Here is a 19820-nt window from a genome sequence, read left to right on the forward strand (position 1 = left end):
GCGGTACGGTCCCGTCGCGACGGACTGTAGCCCCGGCCGTACGGCAGGGAGGAGAGCAGCCCGCTGGGACCTTCCTCACAGCATGCCCGTCTCGATTCGGTCACGTGCGCAACCGCGCTCGGCTGGGAATCATCCCTTGTGTACACACGACATTCGGGGGACAGAGATGAAGCGATCGTCCGTCATACGCAGAGTGGTCCTGGCAGCGGCGGGCATCGCGCTCGTCGCGGGGTGCGGGCCCGCGGGCGCGGGTTCCGGCGGTACGGGCGGGGGCGGGGGCACGACGACGGCGCCGCCCGCCGCGACCACGACCGCTCCCCCGGCGAGCTCGACGAGCTCCTCGAGCCCGTCGACCCCGTCCTCGGACGACAAGCCTTCGTCGCCCTCCGCCGGCACCTCGGCCCCCGCCCCCAAGGCCCTGATGGGCGACGGCGACGAGACCGAGCAGGTGCGCGAGCTCCAGGCGCGGCTGCGGCAGCTCGGCTACTTCGACCGGGCGCCCACCGGCTTCTACGGGACGATGACCGCGGGCGCGGTGAAGTCCTTCCAGAAGAAGCGGGAGCTGCCGCCGACCGGCTCGGTCGACGAGGCGACCTGGCAGAAGCTGGTCGCCCTGACGCACCGGCCGACCGCCGACGAGCTGAAGCCGTCCACCACCAACAAGCTGGACGCCCCGGACCCGCGCTGCATGACCGGGCGGGTGATGTGCATCAGCAAGGAGAGCAGGACGCTCGCCTGGATGATCGACGGCAAGGTCGTCTCGTCGATGGACGTGCGCTTCGGCTCGGAGAACACCCCCACCCGCGAGGGCCTGTTCACGGTCGAGTGGAAGGCGCGGGAGTGGACGTCGACGATCTACCACACGCCCATGCCGTACGCGATGTTCTTCAGCCGCGGCCAGGCGGTGCACTACTCGGCGGACTTCGCGGCGCGCGGCTACGCGGGAGCCTCGCACGGCTGCGTCAACGTACGGGACAAGGCGAAGCTGTCGCGGCTGTTCGACCAGGTGAAGGTGGGCGACAAGGTCGTCGTGCACTGGTGACCTGAGGGGCCCGGGGGCCCGTGGGGCCCGTGGGAAGAAGGGGCGCGGGTGGGACCGGGGGAACGTGTCCCACCCGCGCCGGTGCGCTGAGCCGAAGGTACGGGGGGAACCCCGGCTCGTTGCGCTCGCCGATGACCAGTCGGCTCACTCAGTACTGCGCCGGCGGATCGAAAAGTGTCACACCTAGCGGCGCGGGGGGTGCCGGTCGGGCTTCTCCTCGCCCTGCTCGTCGCCCGTCGCGGGCTTCGTGCCGGGCTTCGACTCCGGTTTCCCGGAGCCGCCGGAGCCGCCGGGGTGGTGCTTCTCGCCGCCTCGGTCACCGTTGTCGTCACCGTCCGAGCCGCCGCTCGTGTCGCCGGTGGCGGGGGTGCCGGAGAGGACGCGGGTGCAGTAGCGCTTGACGGTCTCGCCGTTCCGGAGCGCGCTCTGGAGCCGCTGCCTGCCACTGTCGGCCAGCCTGCCCTCCTGGAACTCGCGGCAGGCCTTCAGTGTCTTGCTGCGCTCGGCGTCCTCGTCCCCGCCCTTGCCCGCGGTGGTCCGGCTCGGCGACGGGGTGGCGCTGCCGTGGCCGGATCCGGCCGTGGCGGTCGCCGGGGAGCCGGTGGCGCCGGGAGTGGCGGAGTGCTCGTCGTCCAGGGGCACGGACGGGACCGCCGGGCCCGTGCCGCCGGTCGGCGAGCCGGGGACGGCGGATCCGGTGGTGGCGGAGCCTTCGGGGGGCTCGACCGCGCTGACGGAGCGGGCGGGCTTCGGCTCCCCGGTCAGCGGCAGCACGCCCGTACCGGCGGCGACGGCGACCCCGCCGACGGTGACGGCCGCGAGCGCGGCGGCCAGGCCGTAGCGCAGGGAGCGGCCCCAGCGGGGGCCGGAGGGCGCCCGCGCGATCTGTACGGTGCCGAGTTCGGGCGCGGCGCCGGGCACCGCGTACCGGGTCGCGGCGGCTTCGGCGGCGCGCTCGGCGGAGGCCTCGCGGAAGGCGGCCAGGGCGGCGGCCTCGCCGGGGAGTTCACCGTCCGGGCCGAGGACGGCGACGGGGGTACGGGCCGCGCCGAGGGTCCGGGCGAGGAGTTCGGCCTGCGCACGGGCCGTGTCGTCGAGGTCGGCGGGGTCGCGGGCGGGTTCGACCGGCTCGCCGCGCAGCAGCCGCTCCGCGGCCTCCTGGTCGAGCCACTGGTACCGCTCGTCGGCCATCACATGTCCTTCTGCGTCCGCGCGGGCGTTTGCGTCACACCGCCGGGGGCGGTGGCCCCCGGGCGGCGGCCGCGCTGCGGAGGGACGCCGTCCAGGGGGGCGGCGGGATCGGCCTCGGGGTCCTCGGGGCCCGCGGCGCCTGCCGCGCCGAGGAGTTCGGCCAGTTTCTTGAGGCCGCGGTGGGCGGCGGTGCGGACGGCGCCGGGGCGTTTGCCGAGGGTGTCGGCGGCGCTCTTGGCGTCCAGGCCGACGACGACCCGCAGGACGACGGCCTCGGCCTGGTCCTGCGGAAGCTGGGAGATGAGGTGCATGGTGCGGCCGGTGGCCAGGGCTTCCAGTGCCTCGCCGGCGGTGTCGGACTCGGCGGGCTTGTCGGTGAGTTCGGTCTCGTCGCCGCCGATCGCGGGACGGCGGCCGCGCATCCGGATGTGGTCGAGCGCGCGGTTGCGGGCGATGCGGGCGGCCCAGCCGCGGAAGCGGTCGGCGTCGCCGGAGAAGCGGTCGAGGTCGCGGGCTATCTGGAGCCAGCTCTCCGAGGCGACGTCCTCGGCGTCGGCCTCGCCGACCAGCGTGCGTATGTATCCGAGGAGCCGGGGCTGCACCGCGCGGTAGACGGTGCGGAAGGCGTCCTCGTCGCCGTTCTGCGCGGCGAGCACTGCGGCGGTCAGCTCCGCGTCGTCCCCCAGCACTCCCCACACCTGTTCGTCGTCGCGCCATCGCGGCTGGTCGTCACCGCCACGCCGCCCGCGGCGCAGCAGAAACGCTACGTCCTTTTCGGGCGCCGCGTCCACGCGGGTCCGCTCTTTGTACAACCTGCAACTTCTGCCGGGGACGGTGGGGTGTGACAGAAATCGCGGGCATGGCGCTGTTAGGAGTACGGGGCCGTGCTGCGGCTCCGCGGACGACGACCGGGGCCTCTCCTGTGGGGGGTGGCGGCCCCGGTCGTCTTCCTTTTCGGGCGCCTCTCACCGGGCGCCCTTTTCTTTTGACCGTCGACCTTTTGACCGTCGACTGTCAACCTCCCGTTGACACCCCGGGACTGTCAACCTAGGGTTGCACTCATGACGAATCCACTCGGCGTGAACAACCCCGTGCGTCTCGACGACCTGATCGAAGCGATCAAGAAGTCCCACCCGGACGCCCTCGACCAGCTCTCCGGCGCGGTCATCGCGGCGGACCACCTCGGCGAGGTCGCCGACCACCTCATCGGGCACTTCGTGGACCAGGCCCGGCGCGCGGGCGCCTCCTGGACCGACATCGGCAAGAGCATGGGCGTCACCCGGCAGGCCGCCCAGAAGCGCTTCGTCCCCAAGGACGACAAGGACGGCGACGCGGCGAAGCTGGACCCGAACGCCGGGTTCAGCCGCTTCACCCCCCGGGCCCGGAACGTCGTCGTGGGCGCCCAGAACGAGGCCCACCAGGCCCACAACGACCGGATCACCCCCGCCCACCTGGCGCTCGGCCTGCTCACCGAGCCCGAGGGCATCGCCGCCGTCTGGATCACCCGGCACGGCGTCACCCCGGAGGCGCTCCGCGCGGCGCTGACCCCGGCACTGCCCCCGGCGGCGGAGGAGCGGCCCGCGCTCGTCCCGTTCGACGCGGACGCCAAGAAGGTCCTGGAGCTCACCTTCCGGGAGGCCCTGCGGCTCGGCCACAGCTACGTCGGCACCGAGCACATCCTGCTGGCGCTCCTGGAGTTCGAGGACGGCAAGGGCGCGCTCGCCGGCCTCGGCCTCGACAAGGCGGTCGCCGAACAGGAGATCGCCGAGGCCGTCGCGTCGCTGAAGATCGAGGAGCCGGAGGCCTGACGCACCGAGGGCGGCCGGGCCCCGCGCGGCTCCGTCAGGCGGTACGCGCCCGGCGCGAGACGACCGCCCGCAGCACCCGGCCGCCCTCGGTCGACAGCTCCCGCGCCCGGCGCAGCCCCGTCGGGCCGTGGGCGGCGGCCTCCAGTACGGCCTGCTGACGCCGGAGTTCACCCGCGTGGAGCGGGCCGTCCTCGTTGGCGTCGTACCGGCCGTGCACGGTCAGCGCGATCGCGGAACAGCGCGCGGCCCACTCCCGCAGCGGGCCCTCGGCCCACTCGGCGGGAAGGCCGTCGAGCATCGCGCGCACCAGGGTGACGACCCCGTCGGCGCCGTCGCCCGCACCCTCCAGCGCGGCCCGGGCCTTGCCCACGGCCTCGCCCCACGCCCCGCCGTCGCCGCGCGCGACCGCGGCCCACACGGGCCGCAGCACCTCGGCGCCCTCGGGCGCGAGCAGCGGCAGACACCGGTCGAGACAGGCGAGTCCGGCGGCGGCCAGGCTCCGTTCGTCGGCCCGGTCGATCAGTTCCAGCAGCCCCGTGCTCGTCGCCGACGTCATGGACGCCTCCTCGCCACCCGATGCGGACGCAGTACTTCCACTACTGCGCCGTGCGGCGAATTTCCGTCACTGCGCGGCCGGAATCATGCCAGTCGCCTTCTGGTGCTGCATAGAGGTGAGACGGCGGACGAGCAGGATCGCGAGGACGGCGGCGACGACGTCGGTGAGGTCGCCCGTGAGGATCCAGCCCGTGGCGGCGACGAGCGTGTCGACGTCGTGGGCGTCGTCGAAGGAACGGCCGCCGACCTCGGACACGATCTGCGAGACGAGGAAGAACAGCCACCAGAAGTTGATCAGGACCAGCTCGCCCTTGCGGTCGGCCCCGTAGGGCTCCGGGCGGCTCGCCCGCCAGATGTCCACGACGACGGTCCTCGGGAACCAGAGCGCGACGATCGGGACGACCCAGCCCGCGATCATCCAGCCCTTCGCCCGGCGCTGGAGGTCCGGCGCCCAGACGTCGGCGTTCCCCCGGACCCGGAAGAGCCAGACGATGAAGACGACCGCGGTCGCGATCAGCAGCATGCCCTGCGCCGTCCAGGCCAGGAGCGCGCTCAGGGTGCCCTCGTACCCCTCCGGGTCGGGGTGGTCCGCGAGCGGGCCGGTGAGGTCGGAGCGCATGGCGGCGGTGGCGGCGAGGCTGGCGAGGTCGGCGACGGCAGTCGCGGCGAGCAGGCACACGACGGCTATGGACAGGCCGTTGGGATTGCGGAGCATGGTGAAGGCGGATCCCCCAGGGACGTGCGGCGCCTCTCCCCGAGGCGCCGGCGCGGCCGGGCGGCCGCGGGAGAGGACCGTACGTGACCCGGAAGGGCGGCGTCCACGGGGAAAGGGCCCGGGCGGAGCCGGGGCGTCAGCGCACCTGGGACGCCAGGGTCTTGAAGCGGTCCCAGGTCAGGGACGGCTTCCTGGCGTCCCACAGCTTCTGGGAGGTCGCCGTCAGGGGCATCCGGATGCCGTCGGCCACCTGCGCCTGGGTCTGGGCGCCCGCGAGGTCGCACCAGACCGCGAAGCTGCCACCGAGGATCTGCGGGTCGTAGCGGGAGGCCACGGGGGCGGTGCCGCGCAGGACGAGGGGGGTCCATTGCTCGTAGATGCGGCGGCCGGTGGGGTACGTGAAGTCGTTGGGCTGGCCGAGCACGTAATAGAGGTACTCGTCGTTGTAGTTGATCACCTTGCGGCCCGCGCTCAGGTACGGGACGGGCGGACGGGCGCCGATCTCCTTGCCGGTCCAGTAGGCGACCTGGAGGTCCTTGTCGGCGGTGGCCACCCCGCCCGGGAAGAAGCCGTCGTTCCAGGCGCGCAGGGCCTTGCCGGTCGGCCGCACCACCGCCGCGCGGTCGTTCAGCCAGCCGGTGGCGAGGTCCTGGACCCGGCCGGAGGCGCCGTACCGGGCGGTCGCGGCGCGGGCGAGCTGGGGGTAGGTCGCCTCGGGGTTCTTCGACATCAGGGCCACGTATTCGTCGCCGCCCAGATGCCAGTAGGCACCGGGGAAGAGGCCGATGTACTCGCGCAGCAGCTCGTCGACGATCTTCGCGGAGGCCGGCTTCGAGATGTCGACGGCGCCGCGCGGCTTGCGGCCGGTGGCGCTGACGAGCTGGAGCTCCGGGTGGGCGTCGATGACGGCGCCGAGGTGTCCGGGCGAGTCGATCTCGGGGACGACGGTGATGTGCAGGCTCGCCGCGAGCGCCACGATCCGCCGGACCTCGGCCTTGCTCAGGTGCTGGGCGGAGACGATCTCCGGGTGGCTGTCGGAGGCGATGCGGAAGCCCTGGTCGTCGGAGAAGTGCAGCCCGAGCTGGTTCAGCTTGAGGTCGGCCATCTCGCGGACCCGGGCCTCGATCCAGCCGGCGGTGAAGTACTTGCGGGCGATGTCGACCATGAGACCGCGCTGGGGCTTCGCCGGGGCGTCGGCGATCACGCCCTCGGGTATCGCCCCGGTGGACCTGACGGACTGCTTGAGGGTGCGGGTGCCGTAGAAGACGCCGGCCTGGTCGGGCCCGGTGATCCGGACCCCGCCGCCCTGGACGGCGAGGGTGTACGACTCGGCGGCGCCCTGCCCGCCGAGAGCGAGGGAGACGTCGCCGGGGCGGGCGGCCGCGGTGCCCCGGTACGGGACGCGCAGCTCGCCCGCGATCAGCCGGGCCTCGTCGGCGAGGGCGGCCTCGTCCTTCGCGGCGACGACGACCCCGGTGTCGGGTCCCGGCTTCCAGCCGGGGCCGCGGGCCGCCGTGTGGGAGCGGACGGCCGGGATGGTGAGCGGGGCCGTGGAGAGCGGATACGTCTTCGTGGGCGTCGGACTCGGCGGCGCGGGCGGCGGGGCCGAGGCCGTGGTGGGGCCGGTCGGGGCGGTGGCCGTGGTGGCCGTGCCCGTGCCGGAGGCGGCGGGCGGGCCGCCGCCGGAGCCGTTCGAACAGGCCGTCACGGTGGCCAGCGCCACCGCGGCCGCCATCAGTGCGGGGCCCCGGAGGGGCCCCCGTATGGAGTACCGCATCACTCGGAATCCTCCCTCACCTCGCGATTCATGGCATCCCGGGCCTTCTGTCGCCGCTCGGCCCGAAACCACTCGTCCAGGTGAAATTCGCGCATCCGTCGGACACTTCCCCCGTACCGCCGATAGCGTGGCGTCACATCCACCCCACGGCTTTCGCTCCCGGAGTCACCGCTGACCAGCACCAGCGACACTCACGCACCCTCCCGGACCCTGGACCCACCCGCCATACCTGCCCAGGCGGCACGTCACTGGCACCCCGGCGGCCTGTCCGGCTTCAACGAGGCGCCGCACGCCCTCGCCGAGGCCCTGCTGCTGCGCTGCTGCGGCAGCCGGCACTGGGCCGAACGGGTGGCCGCGCACCGCCCGTACCCGACCCTCGACGCGCTGCTCGCCGCCGCCGACGAGGCCGGTTACGACCTGTCGGGGCCGGATCTGGACGAGGCCCTGTCGCACGAGACGGCGGCGCTGCCGCACCCGGACGCCCCGCCGGCCGCGCGGACGGCGCTGCGGGCCGCGCACGCCGCGTACGAGAGCGGCTTCGGGCACGCGTTCGTGATCAGCCTGGACGGGGTCCCGGCGGGCGAGCGGCTCGACCGGGTCCTCGCCGGGATCCGGTCACGTCTCGGCAACGAAAGGGAGGAGGAGCGGGTGGTCGCCGCCGAGGAGCTGCGCCGTCTCGCCCGTACCCGGCTCACCCGTTCGGTCGCAGGCGGGTGAGTTCGTCCGAGATGCCCGGAAGGTTGCTCCGCAAGCGCCCTAAATGCGGCGATTCGGACTCCGCTGATAGTCCGTCCGTGCCTGTTTGATCACACCTATGGACCCCGCGCGAGCGAACCGACAAGTCGTCGCTACGATGACCGGGGCCGGTGGACCGTACCCGGCCGGGCCAGACCGACAGAGAAGCCGGCCGGCCCCGATCCCCGCTCCCGGAGGGTTTTTCCGTGCCGGCTGGAACGCTGTACCGCGGCCGGGAAGGAATGTGGTCCTGGGTGGCTCATCGAGTCACCGGCGTCCTCATCTTCTTCTTCCTGTTCGTACACGTCCTTGACACCGCTCTCGTCCGCGTCTCCCCCGAGGCGTACGACGATGTCGTGGCGACGTACAAGACGCCGATCGTCGCACTCCTCGAGTACGGCCTCGTCGCCGCCATCCTCTTCCACGCGCTGAACGGTCTCCGTGTCATCGCCGTGGACTTCTGGTCCAAGGGCCCGCGCTACCAGAAGCAGATGCTCTGGACCGTCGTGGGCATCTGGGTCGTGCTGATGGCGGGCTCGCTGTACCCCGTCCTCGGCCACGCCGCACGTGAACTGTTCGGGAGCTGACTTCAGACATGTCTGCTGACACCACTTCCGCCATCGGTCCCGTCGAGGGCGCTGCCTACGACGTGGACAACCCGGCCCCGTACATCGAGGCCCCCCGCAAGCGCACGGGCAAGACCCCGCGGGCGACCCGGGGCAACTTCGAGATGGCCGCGTGGCTCTTCATGCGCCTCTCGGGTGTCGTCCTCGTCGTCCTGGTCCTCGGCCACCTGCTGATCCAGCTCTTCCTGGACGGCGGCGTCTCCAAGATCGGCTTCGCCTTCGTGGCCGGCCGCTGGGCGTCCCCGTTCTGGCAGGTCTGGGACCTGCTGATGCTGTGGCTCGCGATGCTGCACGGTGCCAACGGCCTCCGCACGGTCATCAACGACTACGCGGAGCGCGCCAACACGCGCCTGTGGCTCAAGGGCCTGCTGTACACCGCCACGGTGTTCACCATCCTTCTGGGCACGCTGGTGATCTTCACCTTCGACCCGAACATCCGCTAGGCACGGGGCTGAGGTAACCACGTCATGAAGTTCCACAAGTACGACACCGTCATCGTCGGCGCCGGCGGCGCCGGCATGCGCGCGGCCATCGAGTCGACGAAGCGCAGCCGCACCGCCGTGCTGACGAAGCTCTACCCCACCCGCTCCCACACGGGCGCCGCGCAGGGCGGCATGGCCGCCGCGCTGGCCAACGTGGAGGAGGACAACTGGGAGTGGCACACCTTCGACACGGTCAAGGGCGGTGACTACCTGGTCGACCAGGACGCCGCCGAGATCCTGGCGAAGGAGGCCATCGACGCCGTCCTCGACCTGGAGAAGATGGGCCTGCCGTTCAACCGGACGCCCAACGGGACGATCGACCAGCGCCGCTTCGGTGGTCACTCCCGTAACCACGGCGAGGCCCCGGTCCGCCGGTCCTGCTACGCCGCGGACCGCACCGGCCACATGATCCTCCAGACGCTGTACCAGAACTGCGTCAAGGAGGGCGTGGAGTTCTTCAACGAGTTCTACGTCCTGGACCAGCTGATCACCGAGGTCGACGGCGTCAAGAAGTCCGCCGGTGTGGTCGCCTACGAGCTGGCCACCGGCGAGATCCACGTCTTCCAGGCGAAGGCCGTGATCTACGCGTCCGGCGGCACCGGCAAGTTCTTCAAGGTGACGTCCAACGCCCACACCCTGACCGGTGACGGCCAGGCCGCGTGCTACCGCCGCGGGCTGCCGCTGGAGGACATGGAGTTCTTCCAGTTCCACCCGACGGGCATCTGGCGCATGGGCATCCTGCTCACGGAGGGCGCCCGCGGTGAGGGCGGCATCCTGCGCAACAAGGACGGCGAGCGCTTCATGGAGAAGTACGCGCCGGTCATGAAGGACCTCGCGTCCCGTGACGTCGTCTCCCGCTCCATCTACACGGAGATCCGCGAGGGCCGCGGCTGCGGTCCCGAGGGCGACCACGTCTACCTGGACCTGACGCACCTCCCGCCGGAGCAGCTGGACGCCAAGCTGCCCGACATCACGGAGTTCGCGCGCACCTACCTCGGCATCGAGCCCTACACGGACCCGATCCCGATCCAGCCCACCGCGCACTACGCCATGGGCGGCATCCCGACCAACGTCGAGGGTGAGGTCCTGTCGGACAACACCACCGTCGTCCCGGGTCTGTACGCGGCCGGCGAGGTCGCCTGCGTGTCGGTGCACGGCGCCAACCGCCTCGGCACCAACTCGCTCCTCGACATCAACGTCTTCGGCAAGCGCTCCGGCATCGCCGCCGCCGAGTACTCCGCCAAGCACGACTACGTCGAGCTGCCGGAGAACCCCGAGGCGCTCGTCGTCGAGACGATCGAGAAGCTGCGCAACTCCACGGGTCACGAGCGGGTCGCCGACATCCGTCGTGAGCTCCAGGAGACGATGGACGCCAACGTGATGGTGTTCCGCACGGAGCAGACCATCAAGACGGCCGTCGAGAAGATCGCCGAGCTGCGCGAGCGGTACAAGAACGTGTCCATCCAGGACAAGGGCAAGCGCTTCAACACCGACCTGCTGGAGGCCATCGAGCTGGGCAACCTGCTCGAACTGGCCGAGGTCATGGCCGTCTCGGCCCTGGCGCGCAAGGAGTCCCGCGGCGGTCACTACCGCGAGGACTACCCGAACCGCGACGACGTCAACTTCATGCGCCACACCATGGCGTACCGCGAGGTCGGCGAGGACGGCGCCGAGACCGTCCGTCTCGACTACAAGCCGGTCGTGACGACCCGCTACCAGCCGATGGAGCGTAAGTACTGATGGCTACTCCCGTACTGGACAAGGTCGAGGCGGAGTCCGCCGCCTCCCCGTACATCACGATCACCGTCCGGATCCGCCGCTTCAACCCCGAGATCTCGGACGCGGCGGTCTGGGAGGACTTCCAGACCGAGATCGACCCGAAGGAGCGTGTGCTCGACGCCCTTCACAAGATCAAGTGGGATCTGGACGGCACGCTGACCTTCCGCCGCTCGTGCGCGCACGGCATCTGCGGTTCGGACGCGATGCGGATCAACGGCAAGAACAGGCTCGCCTGCAAGACGCTGATCAAGGACCTGAACCCCGAGAAGCCGATCACGGTCGAGGCCATCAAGGGCCTCACGGTGATGAAGGACCTCGTGGTCGACATGGAGCCCTTCTTCCAGGCGTACCGGGACGTCATGCCGTTCCTGGTCACCAAGGGCAACGAGCCGACCCGCGAGCGCCTGCAGTCCGCCGAGGACCGCGAGCGCTTCGACGACACGACGAAGTGCATCCTCTGCGCCGCCTGCACCTCCTCGTGCCCGGTCTTCTGGAACGACGGCCAGTACTTCGGTCCGGCCGCGATCGTCAACGCGCACCGCTTCATCTTCGACTCGCGTGACGAGGCGGGCGAGCAGCGCCTGGAGATCCTGAACGACAAGGACGGCGTGTGGCGCTGCCGCACGACGTTCAACTGCACGGACGCCTGCCCGCGTGGCATCGAGGTCACGAAGGCGATCCAGGAAGTGAAGCGCGCGCTGATCACGCGCCGCTTCTGATCCCTGGGCCCCACCTTGCGGGAGAGCCCGCTTCTGTACGCTGCGACGTGCAGAAGCGGGCTTTTTCGTGTGCGGAGGACGGGGACTGATGAGCGAGCCGAACCCTTACAAGTCGGGGGAGTACGAGTGGGGGCCCGGCGGGCAGCCCGCGACGCCGGGGTACGGGTACCCGCAGCAGCCGACGGGGATGCCGGTGCCGGCTCCGCTGATGCCGGCTCCGGTGGGGCCTCGGCTCACGCTCGGCGACATCTCCGTCGTCGGGGACCAGATCGTCACCCCGGCCGGGCCGATGCCGCTCAAGGGCGCGGCCTGGAACGCGATGGACATGTCGCGGACCGAGGAGAAGATCTCCACCACGGGTATCGTCCTCGCGGTCGTGTTCTTCGTCTTCTGCTTCCTGGGCCTGCTGTTCCTGCTGATGAAGGAGAAGCGGACGACCGGCTTCATCCAGATCACGGTCACCAGCGGCGGGCGCTACCACTCGACCATGATCCCGGCGACGAGCCCGGAGACCATGCACTGGGTGATGGGGCAGCTCAACTACGCGCGGGCGCTGAGCGCCTGATCTTTTGTCGGCCTAGCCGCGCCAGGCCGCCGACGCCCCCGTGTTCTCCTCCGCGACGAGCATGACGCGGCGGAGCAGGTCGTTGAGCTGGGTGCGTTCCTCGGGGGTGAGGGTGCCGAGGAGGCGGTACTCCTCGTGGCCCAGGACGTCCATCGCGCCGAGCCAGGTCTCGTGGCCCGAGGGCGTGAGTTCGACGATCACGCGGCGGCGGTCGGTCGTGGACTGGGTGCGGTGGACGAGGCCGCGCTTCTCCAGGGCGTCGAGGCGGCCGGTGACGGAGGCGGGGGCGAGGTCGAGGTCCTGGGCCAGTTCGGAGGGGGCGGCGCTGCCGCCGCGGCCGGCCAGCTTGTGGAGGGTGTCGAACTCGTGGCGTTCGAGGTCGAAGTCGACCAGGGACTGTTCCCGCACCCGGCGCAGATGGACGGAGAGCTTCTTCATCCGGGTGACCGCGCCCTCGACGACCGGATCGAGGCCGGGCAGGACCGGCTGCCAGCGGGCCACGTGCTCGTCGGTCCAGTCGCGCGCTTCCTCGGTGGGTGCCATGCAGTGATCGTACGTCCGGGGCGGGGACGCCGAGCGGGCTAAGTATTTCGTTGACGAATTATTCGGCACCGAAATACTCTGCGTGGCATGGTCCTGCCCAGATCCGCCGTGCCCGCCGCCCCGTCGCCCCCATCGAGCCCCCACCCCCTGCGCACCCGCTCCTTCCGGCTGCTCTTCACCGGCCGTACGCTCTCCCTCCTCGGCGACGCCGTCATCCCCGCCGCCCTCGCCCTCGCCGTCCTGGAGGCGACCGGATCGACCTCGACGCTCGCCCTGGTGCTCGCCTGCTCCATGGTGCCCAAGCTGCTCCTGCTGCCGCTCGGCGGCGTGGTCGGCGACCGGTTCGACGCCCGGACCGTCGCCCTCGCCATGGACCTCGTACGCTGCGCCACCCAGCTCCTCGTCGGGATCGAGCTCCTGAGCGGCTCCCCCACCCTGTGGGTGATCGCCTCCGTCGAGGTGGTCGGCGGCGCCGCCGGGGCGTTCGCGATGCCGACCGGAGCGCCGCTCGTGAAGGGCACGGTGCCCCCCGAGGGCCTCCAGCGCGCCAACGCGGCCATGGGCGTCGCCCACAGCGCCGGCCGCGTCTGCGGCCCCGCCCTCGCCGGGGCGCTGATCTGGACCGTCGGCCCCGGCTGGGCCTTCGTCCTGGACGCGGCCAGCTTCGCCGTCAGCGCCGCCCTGCTGTGCGCCGTACGCGTGGAACGGGTGACCACCCCCCGCAGCGCCCTGCTCGACGACCTCAAGGAGGGCTGGCGGGAGGTCCGCACCCGCGACTGGTACTGGACCAGCCTCATCGGCCACAGCGCCTGGAACGGCGCCGCCGCCGTCCTCATGACCCTCGGCCCGGCCATCGCCCTCGACCGGCTCGGCGGCAAGGGCACCTGGGTGCTCCTCCTCCAGGTCGGCGCCGTCGGACTGCTGCTCGGCTCGCTGGCCGCCGACCGGATCCGCCCCCGGCGCCCGGTCCTCACCGCCAACCTCGGCCTCGCCACGTACGCGCTGCCCCTGGTCCTCCTCGCGACGGACGCCCCCGCGCCCCTCACCATCGCCGCGTACGGGCTCGCCCAGGCCGGGCTCGGCTTCCTCGGCCCGCTCTGGGAGACGGCGGTCCAACGGGCCGTACCCGCACACGCGCTGGCCCGCGTCACTTCGTACGACTGGCTGCTCTCGCTCGCCGCGATGCCACTCGGCTACGCACTCGCGCCCCTCGCGGCCGCCGCCTGGGGGCCGGAGGTCCCACTGCTGGCCGCCGCCGTCCTGGTGGGCGGCTGCTGCCTCGGCACGGGGCTCGTGCCGGGAGTGCGGCGCTTCAGGGACGGCTGAGGGCTGGGGCCTGTCCGGCCCTGATCCGCCGGGCCGCGACGGCGCGGAAGTCCGGCACGCCATGGCCCCCGCCCAGGCGCCCTCCCCCGCCGCGGCCCCGGGCTTTTCCAGGCCGTGGACGGGGGTGGGAGACACCCCGTACACCCGACTAGGCTCAGGCCTCGTGAACGACGCGAGTGAAGAGCAGCAGGACGTGCCGGCGGAGAAGCCCGCCAAGGCGCCCAAGAGCGAGCAGACCCGGGCGCTCATCCTGGAGACCGCACTCCGGCTGTTCAAAGAACGCGGGTACGACAAGACGACCATGCGGGCCATCGCCCAGGAGGCCGGGGTCTCCGTCGGCAACGCGTACTACTACTTCTCCTCCAAGGAGCACCTGGTCCAGGGCTTCTACGACCAGATCGCCGAGGAGCACCAGGCGGCCGTCGAGCCGATCCTGAACAGCGGCGAGAAGGACCTGGCGGCCCGGATCCGCGGCGTACTGCTCGCCTGGCTGGACATCGCCTCGCCGTACCAGGAGTTCGCGTCCCAGTTCTTCAAGAACGCCGCCGACCCGGACAGTCCGCTCAGCCCCTTCTCGCCCGAGTCGGAGGGCCCGCGCCGGGCGGCGATCGAGGTGCACCGGCGGGTCATCTCCGGGGCCAAGGTGAAGATCGACCCCGAACTGGCCGAAGCGCTCCCCCAGTTGCTCTGGCTCCAGCAGATGGGCCTGGTGCTCTTCTGGGTGTACGACCGCTCCGAGGGCGCCTCCAACAGCCGCCGCCTGGTGGGGAAGCTCTCCCCCGTCACCGCGCGCGCGATCCAGCTCTCCCGCTTCCGGGTGCTGCGCCCGCTGGTGCTGGAGATGCACGAGCTGCTCGCCGACATGATGCCGACGGCGGCCGGCATGGCGGCCTCGGGCAAGCCGCGGCGGGCGCCCAAGTCCTAGGACTCGTCCGGCCCCCCGGTCAGCCGACCGCGCCGAGGATCGGCGCCCAGGCGGCGCCGGTGAGCGCGGCCACCGCCTGCTGCGAGGAGAGCGGCGGCGCGGTACGGGTCGGCTTCGGCAGATCGGATCCGGTGCCGCCGCCGAGGCTGTTCCACTGCACCATCTGGAGCTGGGCGCCGGTCTTCTTCAGGGTCACCGTCACCGTCCAGCGGTGCGCGGTGCCGGGGCCCGCCGGGTGCGCGCCCGCGTTCTCCTCCGCCATCACCAGCGCCCCGCCGGGGATCGCGGCACTGCTCGGCAGCTCGGTCAGCTCGCAACTGTCGCCCTCCGGAACGGGCTTCGCGTCGCAGCTCAGCCCGTCGCCGTCCTGGAGCGGCAACTTGATCCGCACGGCCGAGACGCCGACCCTGGCGGCGCCGTGCCCGTCGTCGACGACCAGCCCGGCGTTGGCGACGTAACCGGCGGACGGATCCGAGGGGTTGTTGCTCTGCCCGGCCACCTCGCTGAACCGGCCCCCGGGGAACGTCGCCTCCAGGGCCCGGATCATCTGCTGGTCGCTGATCGCGGAACGGGGCATCGCGAGCGCCACCATGGCGATGTCGGACTCCCCCGCGCGGGACCCGGCGAGCACGCCGGGGAGGACCAGACCGGCGGCGGCCACGGCGGCGCAGGCACCGGCCCCGGCGACGATCCCGGCGGTACGGCGGCGCCTGCGGCGGCGTCCGCGCTCGACGGCGCCGCCCATCAGCTCGGTGAGGTCGGGGTCGAGGGAGTCGGTCGTACGGTCCAGGGCGCGGGCGAGGTCTGCTTCGAACGGCATGCTGGCGTCACCATTTCTGTCGTCGATCGTCGATGAAGGCTGTGCGGCGCGGTCGTGGTCAGCGCGGGACCAGGTCGGAGAGGCTGTCGCCGAGCAGCGCGCGCACCCGTGCGAGGGCCCGGGTGCCCTGGGAGCGGACCGCGCTGTTGCTGAGCCGGAGCATCCGGGCGGTCTCCTCGATGCTGCGGTCCTCCCAGTAGCGCAGCAGGAGCACCGCGCGGTCGCGGGGCGGGAGCCGGCCGATCGCGTCCAGCAGGGTGAGCCGGAGCGCGGTGTCCGGGCCCTGCTCCACGCGGTCGGGCAGATTCCCGACCGGGCGCTCGCCGGTGCTGCGCCGGCGCCGCATGCTGAGGAAGGCGCGGACCAGCACCGTCTGGGCGTAGGCGGCCGGGCTGTCCGCCCGGGCCACCCGCTTCCAGTGCACGTACACCCTGCTCAGCGTCTCCTGGACCAGATCCTCCGCGAGATGCGCGTCACCGGCCGCGAGGACGTACGCCGAGCGGTACAGCGCCCGCCCTCTCTCGGCCACGAACCGCAGATACGCGTCCTCCTGCGCTGATGTCACTCGTCTTCCACCCGTTCCACTCGTTCCGCCTGTTCCGACGGCCCGGGGAGTTCCCCGTGCACACCCCTCTTGACTACGCGGGACGGCGGGATGTCGTGCGGGGCGCGGGATTTTTTTTCCGGCATACGCCGAAGGGCCCGTCCATGCGGACAGGCCCTTCGTAGGTATCCGGCTAGATCCAGCCGAGCTCCCACAGGCGCCAGATGCCGGTGCCGTCCGAGAGGAACTGCGATCCGGAGACGTCCTCGGTCGACAGGACGTAGTCCTTCTTCTGCCACAGCGGTACCAGCGGTACGTCCTCGGCGACGGCGGCCTGGATGTCCCGGAAGTCGCCGGTGGCCCGCGAGCGGTCGCTGAACTGCTGGGTGGCGGCGATCAGTGAGTCGATCCGCTTGCTGGAGAAACCGTTGTGCAGGGTGTTGCCGGTGCCGACCAGCGGCGCGGTGAAGCTGTCGGAGTCCGGGAAGTCGGGCAGCCAGCCGACGGTGTACGCGTCGTAGGCGCCCTTCGCGTACCCCTTCTGGAAGGCCTGCCAGTCGACCGCGACGACGTCGACCTCGAACAGGCCGCTCTCCTCCAGCTGCTTCTTCAGCTCGGCGGCCTCGGCGTCGTAGGTGGCGTCCTTGCTGTGGCCGAGGGTGAACTTCACCGGGGTGTCGATGCCCGCGTCCTTCAGGAGGCGCTTGGCCTTGGCCGTGTCGGGCTCCGGGGTGACGTCGTAGAAGGCCGTGCTGTGGCCGACGTAGCCCTGCGGGATGAGGGAGTAGAGGGGCTCGACCGTGCTCTGGTAGGTGCCGGTGGTGATGGCGGGGCGGTCGACGACGGCGGCGACGGCCTGGCGTACCGCCTTCTTCGCCATCGGGGAGCCGGGCCGGACGTTGAAGTTGAGGTTGCGGGTCTCGGCGCTGGACGCCTCGGTGATACGAGTGCCGTCCTTGGTCGCTTCCTTCAACGAGTTGATGAAGGCCGGCGGCATCTGCCGGTGCGTCACGTCCACCTGCTTGTCCTTCCAGGCGGCGGCGAGCTCCTCCGACTCCTTGAAGTACTTCACGACGACCGTGCGGCCGGTCTTGGTGATCGCGCCCTTGTAGTTCGGGTTGGGCTCCAGACGGGCGCTCACGCCCGGCTTGTACTCCTTGAGGACGTACGGGCCCGAGCCGTCCACCGTGGTGCCCGCACGCAGCGACTTCGCCGGGTACGCGGTGCGGTCGACGATCGAGCCGGCGCCGGTCGCCAGCTTCAGCGGGAAGGTGGCGTCCCGGCCGCTGAGGTTGAAGGTGACCTTCCGCCCGTCGGCCACGACGCTCTTCAGCGTCGGGAAGAGGGGCTGCGGACCGACGTCCGTCTTGATGCCCAGCATCCGCTCGAAGGAGAACTCCACGTCCTCGGCGGTGACCTTGCGCCCGTTGGCGAAGGTGAGGTCGTCGCGGAGCACGCACTGGTACGTGGTCAGCTGCGTGCCGATGAACTTGCAGCTCTCGGCGGCGTCCGGGACCGGGGTCGTGAAGCCGGGCTTGAAGGTGAGCAGCGACTGGAAGACGTTGCTGTACATCGCCCAGGAACCGGCGTCGTAGGCGCCGGCCGGGTCGAGGGAGGTCACCTTGTCGGTGGTGCCGACGGCTATCGGCGCGGTCCGCTCCTCATCGGAGGGCAGGAGTTGCCAGCCTCCGATCCCGGCGGCCACCAGAACTCCACAAGTGATCAGAATCCGCAGACGGACCGACGACCGCATGAGACGTGCTTCCCTTTTTCGTTCCCACCCCTGCCGCGACGGCGCCCAGCCTGCCGCGATGGCGTCAGCCAATCACACGGATTTCACAAGTGGAAGAGTAAACATTCACACCGCACACATATGTCCGGGATGAGGGAAGTAAGGGACGGAGCGGGCGGAACGGTACGTATCCGTAACACCGCACTCCGTCACGTCATACCGGTCACGCCGTCCCCGTCACGCCTGACGGGACGCCAGCTCCACGACCGTGATGTCCGAGGGCGCGCCGACCCGGACCGGAGGCCCCCAGGCGCCCGCGCCGCGCGAGACGTAGAGCTGCGTGTCGCCGTAGCGTTCGAGCCCCGCGACGGTCGGGTTGGCCAGCTCGGCGAGGTAGTTGCCGGGCCAGAGCTGACCGCCGTGGGTGTGGCCGGAGAGCTGGAGGTCGACGCCGTGGCGGACGGCGTCGTCGATGACGATCGGCTGGTGCGCGAGCAGCACGGCGGTACGCGCCCGGTCCCGGTCCCCGAGCGCCCTGCCGAAGTCCGGCCCCTGGCCCTCGCTCTCCCCCGCGACGTCGTCCACACCGGCGAGGTCGAAACCGGCCCCGATCTCGACGCGGGCGTTGCGCAGCGGGTGCATCCCGAGCTCACGGACGTGGTCGACCCAGGCGTCGGCGCCCGAGAAGTACTCGTGGTTGCCCGTCACGAAGAACGACCCGTCCCGGGCCCGCAACCGCGCCAGGGGCTCGGCGGCGGGCCCGAGATCCTGCACGGTGCCGTCGACCAGGTCGCCGACGACGGCGACCAGATCGGGCTGGGTGGCGTTGATCGTGTCGACGATCCGCTGGGTGTGGGCCCGCCCCAGGATCGGCCCGAGATGAATGTCCGAGACGACCGCGATCCGGTACCCGTGCGCCCCACGCGGCAACTTGGCCAACGGCACCGTGACCCGCTTCACCCGCGGCCCCCGCAACACCCCGTACGTCCCCGCCCCGACCGTCCCGACGGCCACGGCGGCGGCGGTACCGGAGACGATCCGGTTGACGAAGAGGCGGCGGGAGAGGTCGGGGGTGGGGGCGTCAGGGGGAGCTGGGGCTTCCGGGACCTCCGGGGCCACCGGGGCATCCGGGGCCACCCGGGCCACCGGCCCGTCCAGCGCCCCCGCCCCCGCCCCGACCCTCACCGGCTCCGCCGCCTCCGGCGCCCCCGCCCCCGCCCGCCGCTCCAGCGTCCGCCGCAGCAGGGGCCGCACCGGCTCCGTGACCGCCAGGGCCAGCGTCACGTACAGGAGCAGCGCCAGCCACAGGAAGCCCGGCCAGGCGACGGTCTGCTGGAGGGCGAAGGGGGCGCCCGCGCGGCCCGAGACCAGGGCGGCGAGCGAGAGGAGCGGCAGGACGACCGCCGCGGCCGTGCCGGCCCGGCGGGCGAGGCCGCCCGGGGCCGTCAGGTCGCGCACCAGGCGCCGCCACACGTACCAGTGGACCGCGCCGAGCACGGCGAGGACCACGACCAGCACCAGCAGGAAGACGACGACCACGCCCCACGTACCCCTTGTCCGCTATCCGTTATCCGCGCTCGCGCCGAAGTGCGCGCACGCCACGCAACCCGATGCTCCCGACGACCGTCCCCAAGACAAAGGACGTGATGGCCAGCAGCAGGTGCACCCAGAAGTAGGCCGTCGGATCGCCCGCGTCGTCGAACGCGAGACCGCTCCCGTCGTTCCACAAGTTCTTGACGAAAGTGATCCAGATGAACCAGCTCCAGACGCCGAAGGCGAGCAGGAACCAGGAGGCGGGCCGACTGAGCTTCATGGTGCCAGTATCACCGGCCGCCTCGGCGGGGCTGCGGACGGGTGGACGAGGGTGGGCGAACCGCCCCGCGGTGTTCGGAACGCGGTTGCGGGCATGTACGTTCTCGATCGTGTCCGCATCGAA

At 71.6% G+C, this 19820-nt stretch carries 21 protein-coding genes; 10 read left to right on the forward strand and 11 right to left on the reverse strand.

Going from position 1 to position 19820, the window contains the following annotated elements; genetic code table 11:
* The first annotated feature begins 166 nt into the window (after nucleotides 1–166).
* Nucleotides 167–1042 carry a L,D-transpeptidase family protein gene (locus tag ABTZ54_RS19260; protein ID WP_351664624.1) on the forward strand — a complete coding sequence of 292 codons (876 nt, stop codon included), beginning with the start codon at nucleotides 167–169 and terminating at the stop codon, nucleotides 1040–1042.
* 183 nt (nucleotides 1043–1225) lie between these two features.
* Here the strand turns inward: ABTZ54_RS19260 and ABTZ54_RS19265 are convergent, their stop codons facing one another.
* Nucleotides 1226–2233 carry a hypothetical protein gene (locus tag ABTZ54_RS19265; protein WP_351664625.1) on the reverse strand — a complete coding sequence of 336 codons (1008 nt, stop codon included), beginning with the start codon at nucleotides 2231–2233 and terminating at the stop codon, nucleotides 1226–1228.
* Nucleotides 2233–2922, reverse strand: a complete 690-nt coding sequence (locus ABTZ54_RS19270; RefSeq protein ID WP_351664692.1) for an RNA polymerase sigma factor — start codon at nucleotides 2920–2922, stop codon at nucleotides 2233–2235. Before ABTZ54_RS19270 ends, ABTZ54_RS19265 begins: the two co-directional genes overlap by 1 nt.
* Nucleotides 2923–3294: 372 nt before the next feature.
* On the opposite strand from ABTZ54_RS19270, the gene ABTZ54_RS19275 reads away from it, so the two are divergent.
* Entirely contained in the window at nucleotides 3295–4041 is a 747-nt protein-coding gene (locus tag ABTZ54_RS19275) for a Clp protease N-terminal domain-containing protein (RefSeq protein WP_351664626.1), read from the forward strand.
* A 34-nt stretch (nucleotides 4042–4075) separates the two neighbouring features.
* On the opposite strand, the gene ABTZ54_RS19280 is transcribed toward ABTZ54_RS19275, so the two are convergent.
* From ABTZ54_RS19280 to ABTZ54_RS19290, 3 genes are all read right to left on the reverse strand, one after another.
* Nucleotides 4076–4597, reverse strand: coding sequence for a hypothetical protein (locus ABTZ54_RS19280; RefSeq protein WP_351664628.1), 522 nt, complete (start codon nucleotides 4595–4597; stop codon nucleotides 4076–4078).
* Nucleotides 4598–4663: 66 nt separating this feature from the next.
* Nucleotides 4664–5311 carry a DUF4328 domain-containing protein gene (locus tag ABTZ54_RS19285; RefSeq protein WP_351664630.1) on the reverse strand — a complete coding sequence of 216 codons (648 nt, stop codon included), beginning with the start codon at nucleotides 5309–5311 and terminating at the stop codon, nucleotides 4664–4666.
* Between the two features lie 136 nt (nucleotides 5312–5447).
* Complete coding sequence (locus ABTZ54_RS19290) at nucleotides 5448–7088, reverse strand: beta-N-acetylhexosaminidase (RefSeq protein WP_351664632.1); 1641 nt, start codon at nucleotides 7086–7088, stop codon at nucleotides 5448–5450.
* Between the two features lie 312 nt (nucleotides 7089–7400).
* On the opposite strand from ABTZ54_RS19290, the gene ABTZ54_RS19295 reads away from it, so the two are divergent.
* From ABTZ54_RS19295 to ABTZ54_RS19320, 6 genes are all read left to right on the forward strand, one after another.
* Nucleotides 7401–7805 carry a 2-oxo-4-hydroxy-4-carboxy-5-ureidoimidazoline decarboxylase gene (locus ABTZ54_RS19295; RefSeq protein WP_502997278.1) on the forward strand — a complete coding sequence of 135 codons (405 nt, stop codon included), beginning with the start codon at nucleotides 7401–7403 and terminating at the stop codon, nucleotides 7803–7805.
* A gap of 224 nt (nucleotides 7806–8029) precedes the next feature.
* Nucleotides 8030–8410, forward strand: coding sequence for a succinate dehydrogenase, cytochrome b556 subunit (gene sdhC, locus ABTZ54_RS19300; protein ID WP_123954581.1), 381 nt, complete (start codon nucleotides 8030–8032; stop codon nucleotides 8408–8410).
* Between the two features lie 8 nt (nucleotides 8411–8418).
* On the forward strand, nucleotides 8419–8892 hold the full coding sequence (locus ABTZ54_RS19305) for a succinate dehydrogenase hydrophobic membrane anchor subunit (RefSeq protein WP_351664634.1): 474 nt from the start codon (nucleotides 8419–8421) through the stop codon (nucleotides 8890–8892).
* 24 nt (nucleotides 8893–8916) lie between these two features.
* Entirely contained in the window at nucleotides 8917–10671 is a 1755-nt protein-coding gene (sdhA, locus tag ABTZ54_RS19310; protein WP_351664636.1) for a succinate dehydrogenase flavoprotein subunit, read from the forward strand.
* The gene (locus ABTZ54_RS19315; protein ID WP_351664638.1) at nucleotides 10671–11429 is read left to right on the forward strand and encodes a succinate dehydrogenase iron-sulfur subunit; all 759 of its coding nucleotides are present in this window, start codon (nucleotides 10671–10673) and stop codon (nucleotides 11427–11429) included. Before sdhA ends, ABTZ54_RS19315 begins: the two co-directional genes overlap by 1 nt.
* An 88-nt stretch (nucleotides 11430–11517) precedes the next feature.
* Nucleotides 11518–11994 (forward strand): hypothetical protein, encoded by a 477-nt coding sequence (locus tag ABTZ54_RS19320; RefSeq protein ID WP_351664640.1) that lies wholly within the window; start codon nucleotides 11518–11520, stop codon nucleotides 11992–11994.
* A 12-nt stretch (nucleotides 11995–12006) separates the two neighbouring features.
* On the opposite strand, the gene ABTZ54_RS19325 is transcribed toward ABTZ54_RS19320, so the two are convergent.
* On the reverse strand, nucleotides 12007–12537 hold the full coding sequence (locus ABTZ54_RS19325; protein WP_351664642.1) for a MarR family winged helix-turn-helix transcriptional regulator: 531 nt from the start codon (nucleotides 12535–12537) through the stop codon (nucleotides 12007–12009).
* Nucleotides 12538–12624: 87 nt separating this feature from the next.
* Between ABTZ54_RS19325 and ABTZ54_RS19330 the strand changes: the two genes are divergently transcribed.
* Both ABTZ54_RS19330 and ABTZ54_RS19335 read left to right on the forward strand, forming a co-directional pair.
* Nucleotides 12625–13863: an MFS transporter gene (locus tag ABTZ54_RS19330; RefSeq protein WP_351664644.1), complete on the forward strand. Its 1239-nt coding sequence runs from the start codon at nucleotides 12625–12627 to the stop codon at nucleotides 13861–13863.
* A 163-nt stretch (nucleotides 13864–14026) separates the two neighbouring features.
* On the forward strand, nucleotides 14027–14788 hold the full coding sequence (locus tag ABTZ54_RS19335; RefSeq protein ID WP_351664646.1) for a TetR/AcrR family transcriptional regulator: 762 nt from the start codon (nucleotides 14027–14029) through the stop codon (nucleotides 14786–14788).
* A 19-nt stretch (nucleotides 14789–14807) separates the two neighbouring features.
* On the opposite strand, the gene ABTZ54_RS19340 is transcribed toward ABTZ54_RS19335, so the two are convergent.
* The 5 genes from ABTZ54_RS19340 to ABTZ54_RS19360 all read right to left on the reverse strand — a co-directional run bounded on the left by ABTZ54_RS19340 (nucleotide 14808) and on the right by ABTZ54_RS19360 (nucleotide 19697).
* A complete protein-coding gene (locus ABTZ54_RS19340) occupies nucleotides 14808–15608 on the reverse strand; it encodes a hypothetical protein (protein ID WP_351664648.1) in 801 nt (266 codons plus the stop codon).
* A 58-nt stretch (nucleotides 15609–15666) separates the two neighbouring features.
* Entirely contained in the window at nucleotides 15667–16173 is a 507-nt protein-coding gene (locus tag ABTZ54_RS19345; RefSeq protein ID WP_351664650.1) for a SigE family RNA polymerase sigma factor, read from the reverse strand.
* 172 nt (nucleotides 16174–16345) lie between these two features.
* Entirely contained in the window at nucleotides 16346–17905 is a 1560-nt protein-coding gene (locus ABTZ54_RS19350) for an ABC transporter substrate-binding protein (RefSeq protein WP_351664652.1), read from the reverse strand.
* A gap of 216 nt (nucleotides 17906–18121) precedes the next feature.
* On the reverse strand, nucleotides 18122–19423 hold the full coding sequence (locus tag ABTZ54_RS19355) for a metallophosphoesterase (RefSeq protein ID WP_351664654.1): 1302 nt from the start codon (nucleotides 19421–19423) through the stop codon (nucleotides 18122–18124).
* Between the two features lie 28 nt (nucleotides 19424–19451).
* On the reverse strand, nucleotides 19452–19697 hold the full coding sequence (locus tag ABTZ54_RS19360) for an SCO4848 family membrane protein (RefSeq protein WP_351664656.1): 246 nt from the start codon (nucleotides 19695–19697) through the stop codon (nucleotides 19452–19454).
* Nucleotides 19698–19820: the final 123 nt, after the last annotated feature.

Source organism: Streptomyces sp. NPDC094032 (assembly GCF_040303965.1).
Classification (GTDB): Bacteria; Actinomycetota; Actinomycetes; order Streptomycetales; family Streptomycetaceae; genus Streptomyces.

Coding starts and splice junctions, on each gene's coding strand:
- ABTZ54_RS19260 (WP_351664624.1), top strand. CDS start 167: ATGAAGCGATCGTCCGTCATACGCAGAGTGGTCCTGGCAGCGGCGGGC.
- ABTZ54_RS19265 (WP_351664625.1), bottom strand. CDS start 2,233: ATGGCCGACGAGCGGTACCAGTGGCTCGACCAGGAGGCCGCGGAGCGG.
- ABTZ54_RS19275 (WP_351664626.1), top strand. CDS start 3,295: ATGACGAATCCACTCGGCGTGAACAACCCCGTGCGTCTCGACGACCTG.
- ABTZ54_RS19280 (WP_351664628.1), bottom strand. CDS start 4,597: ATGACGTCGGCGACGAGCACGGGGCTGCTGGAACTGATCGACCGGGCC.
- ABTZ54_RS19285 (WP_351664630.1), bottom strand. CDS start 5,311: ATGCTCCGCAATCCCAACGGCCTGTCCATAGCCGTCGTGTGCCTGCTC.
- ABTZ54_RS19290 (WP_351664632.1), bottom strand. CDS start 7,088: ATGCGGTACTCCATACGGGGGCCCCTCCGGGGCCCCGCACTGATGGCG.
- ABTZ54_RS19305 (WP_351664634.1), top strand. CDS start 8,419: ATGTCTGCTGACACCACTTCCGCCATCGGTCCCGTCGAGGGCGCTGCC.
- sdhA (WP_351664636.1), top strand. CDS start 8,917: ATGAAGTTCCACAAGTACGACACCGTCATCGTCGGCGCCGGCGGCGCC.
- ABTZ54_RS19315 (WP_351664638.1), top strand. CDS start 10,671: ATGGCTACTCCCGTACTGGACAAGGTCGAGGCGGAGTCCGCCGCCTCC.
- ABTZ54_RS19320 (WP_351664640.1), top strand. CDS start 11,518: ATGAGCGAGCCGAACCCTTACAAGTCGGGGGAGTACGAGTGGGGGCCC.
- ABTZ54_RS19325 (WP_351664642.1), bottom strand. CDS start 12,537: ATGGCACCCACCGAGGAAGCGCGCGACTGGACCGACGAGCACGTGGCC.
- ABTZ54_RS19330 (WP_351664644.1), top strand. CDS start 12,625: ATGGTCCTGCCCAGATCCGCCGTGCCCGCCGCCCCGTCGCCCCCATCG.
- ABTZ54_RS19340 (WP_351664648.1), bottom strand. CDS start 15,608: ATGCCGTTCGAAGCAGACCTCGCCCGCGCCCTGGACCGTACGACCGAC.
- ABTZ54_RS19350 (WP_351664652.1), bottom strand. CDS start 17,905: ATGCGGTCGTCGGTCCGTCTGCGGATTCTGATCACTTGTGGAGTTCTG.
- ABTZ54_RS19360 (WP_351664656.1), bottom strand. CDS start 19,697: ATGAAGCTCAGTCGGCCCGCCTCCTGGTTCCTGCTCGCCTTCGGCGTC.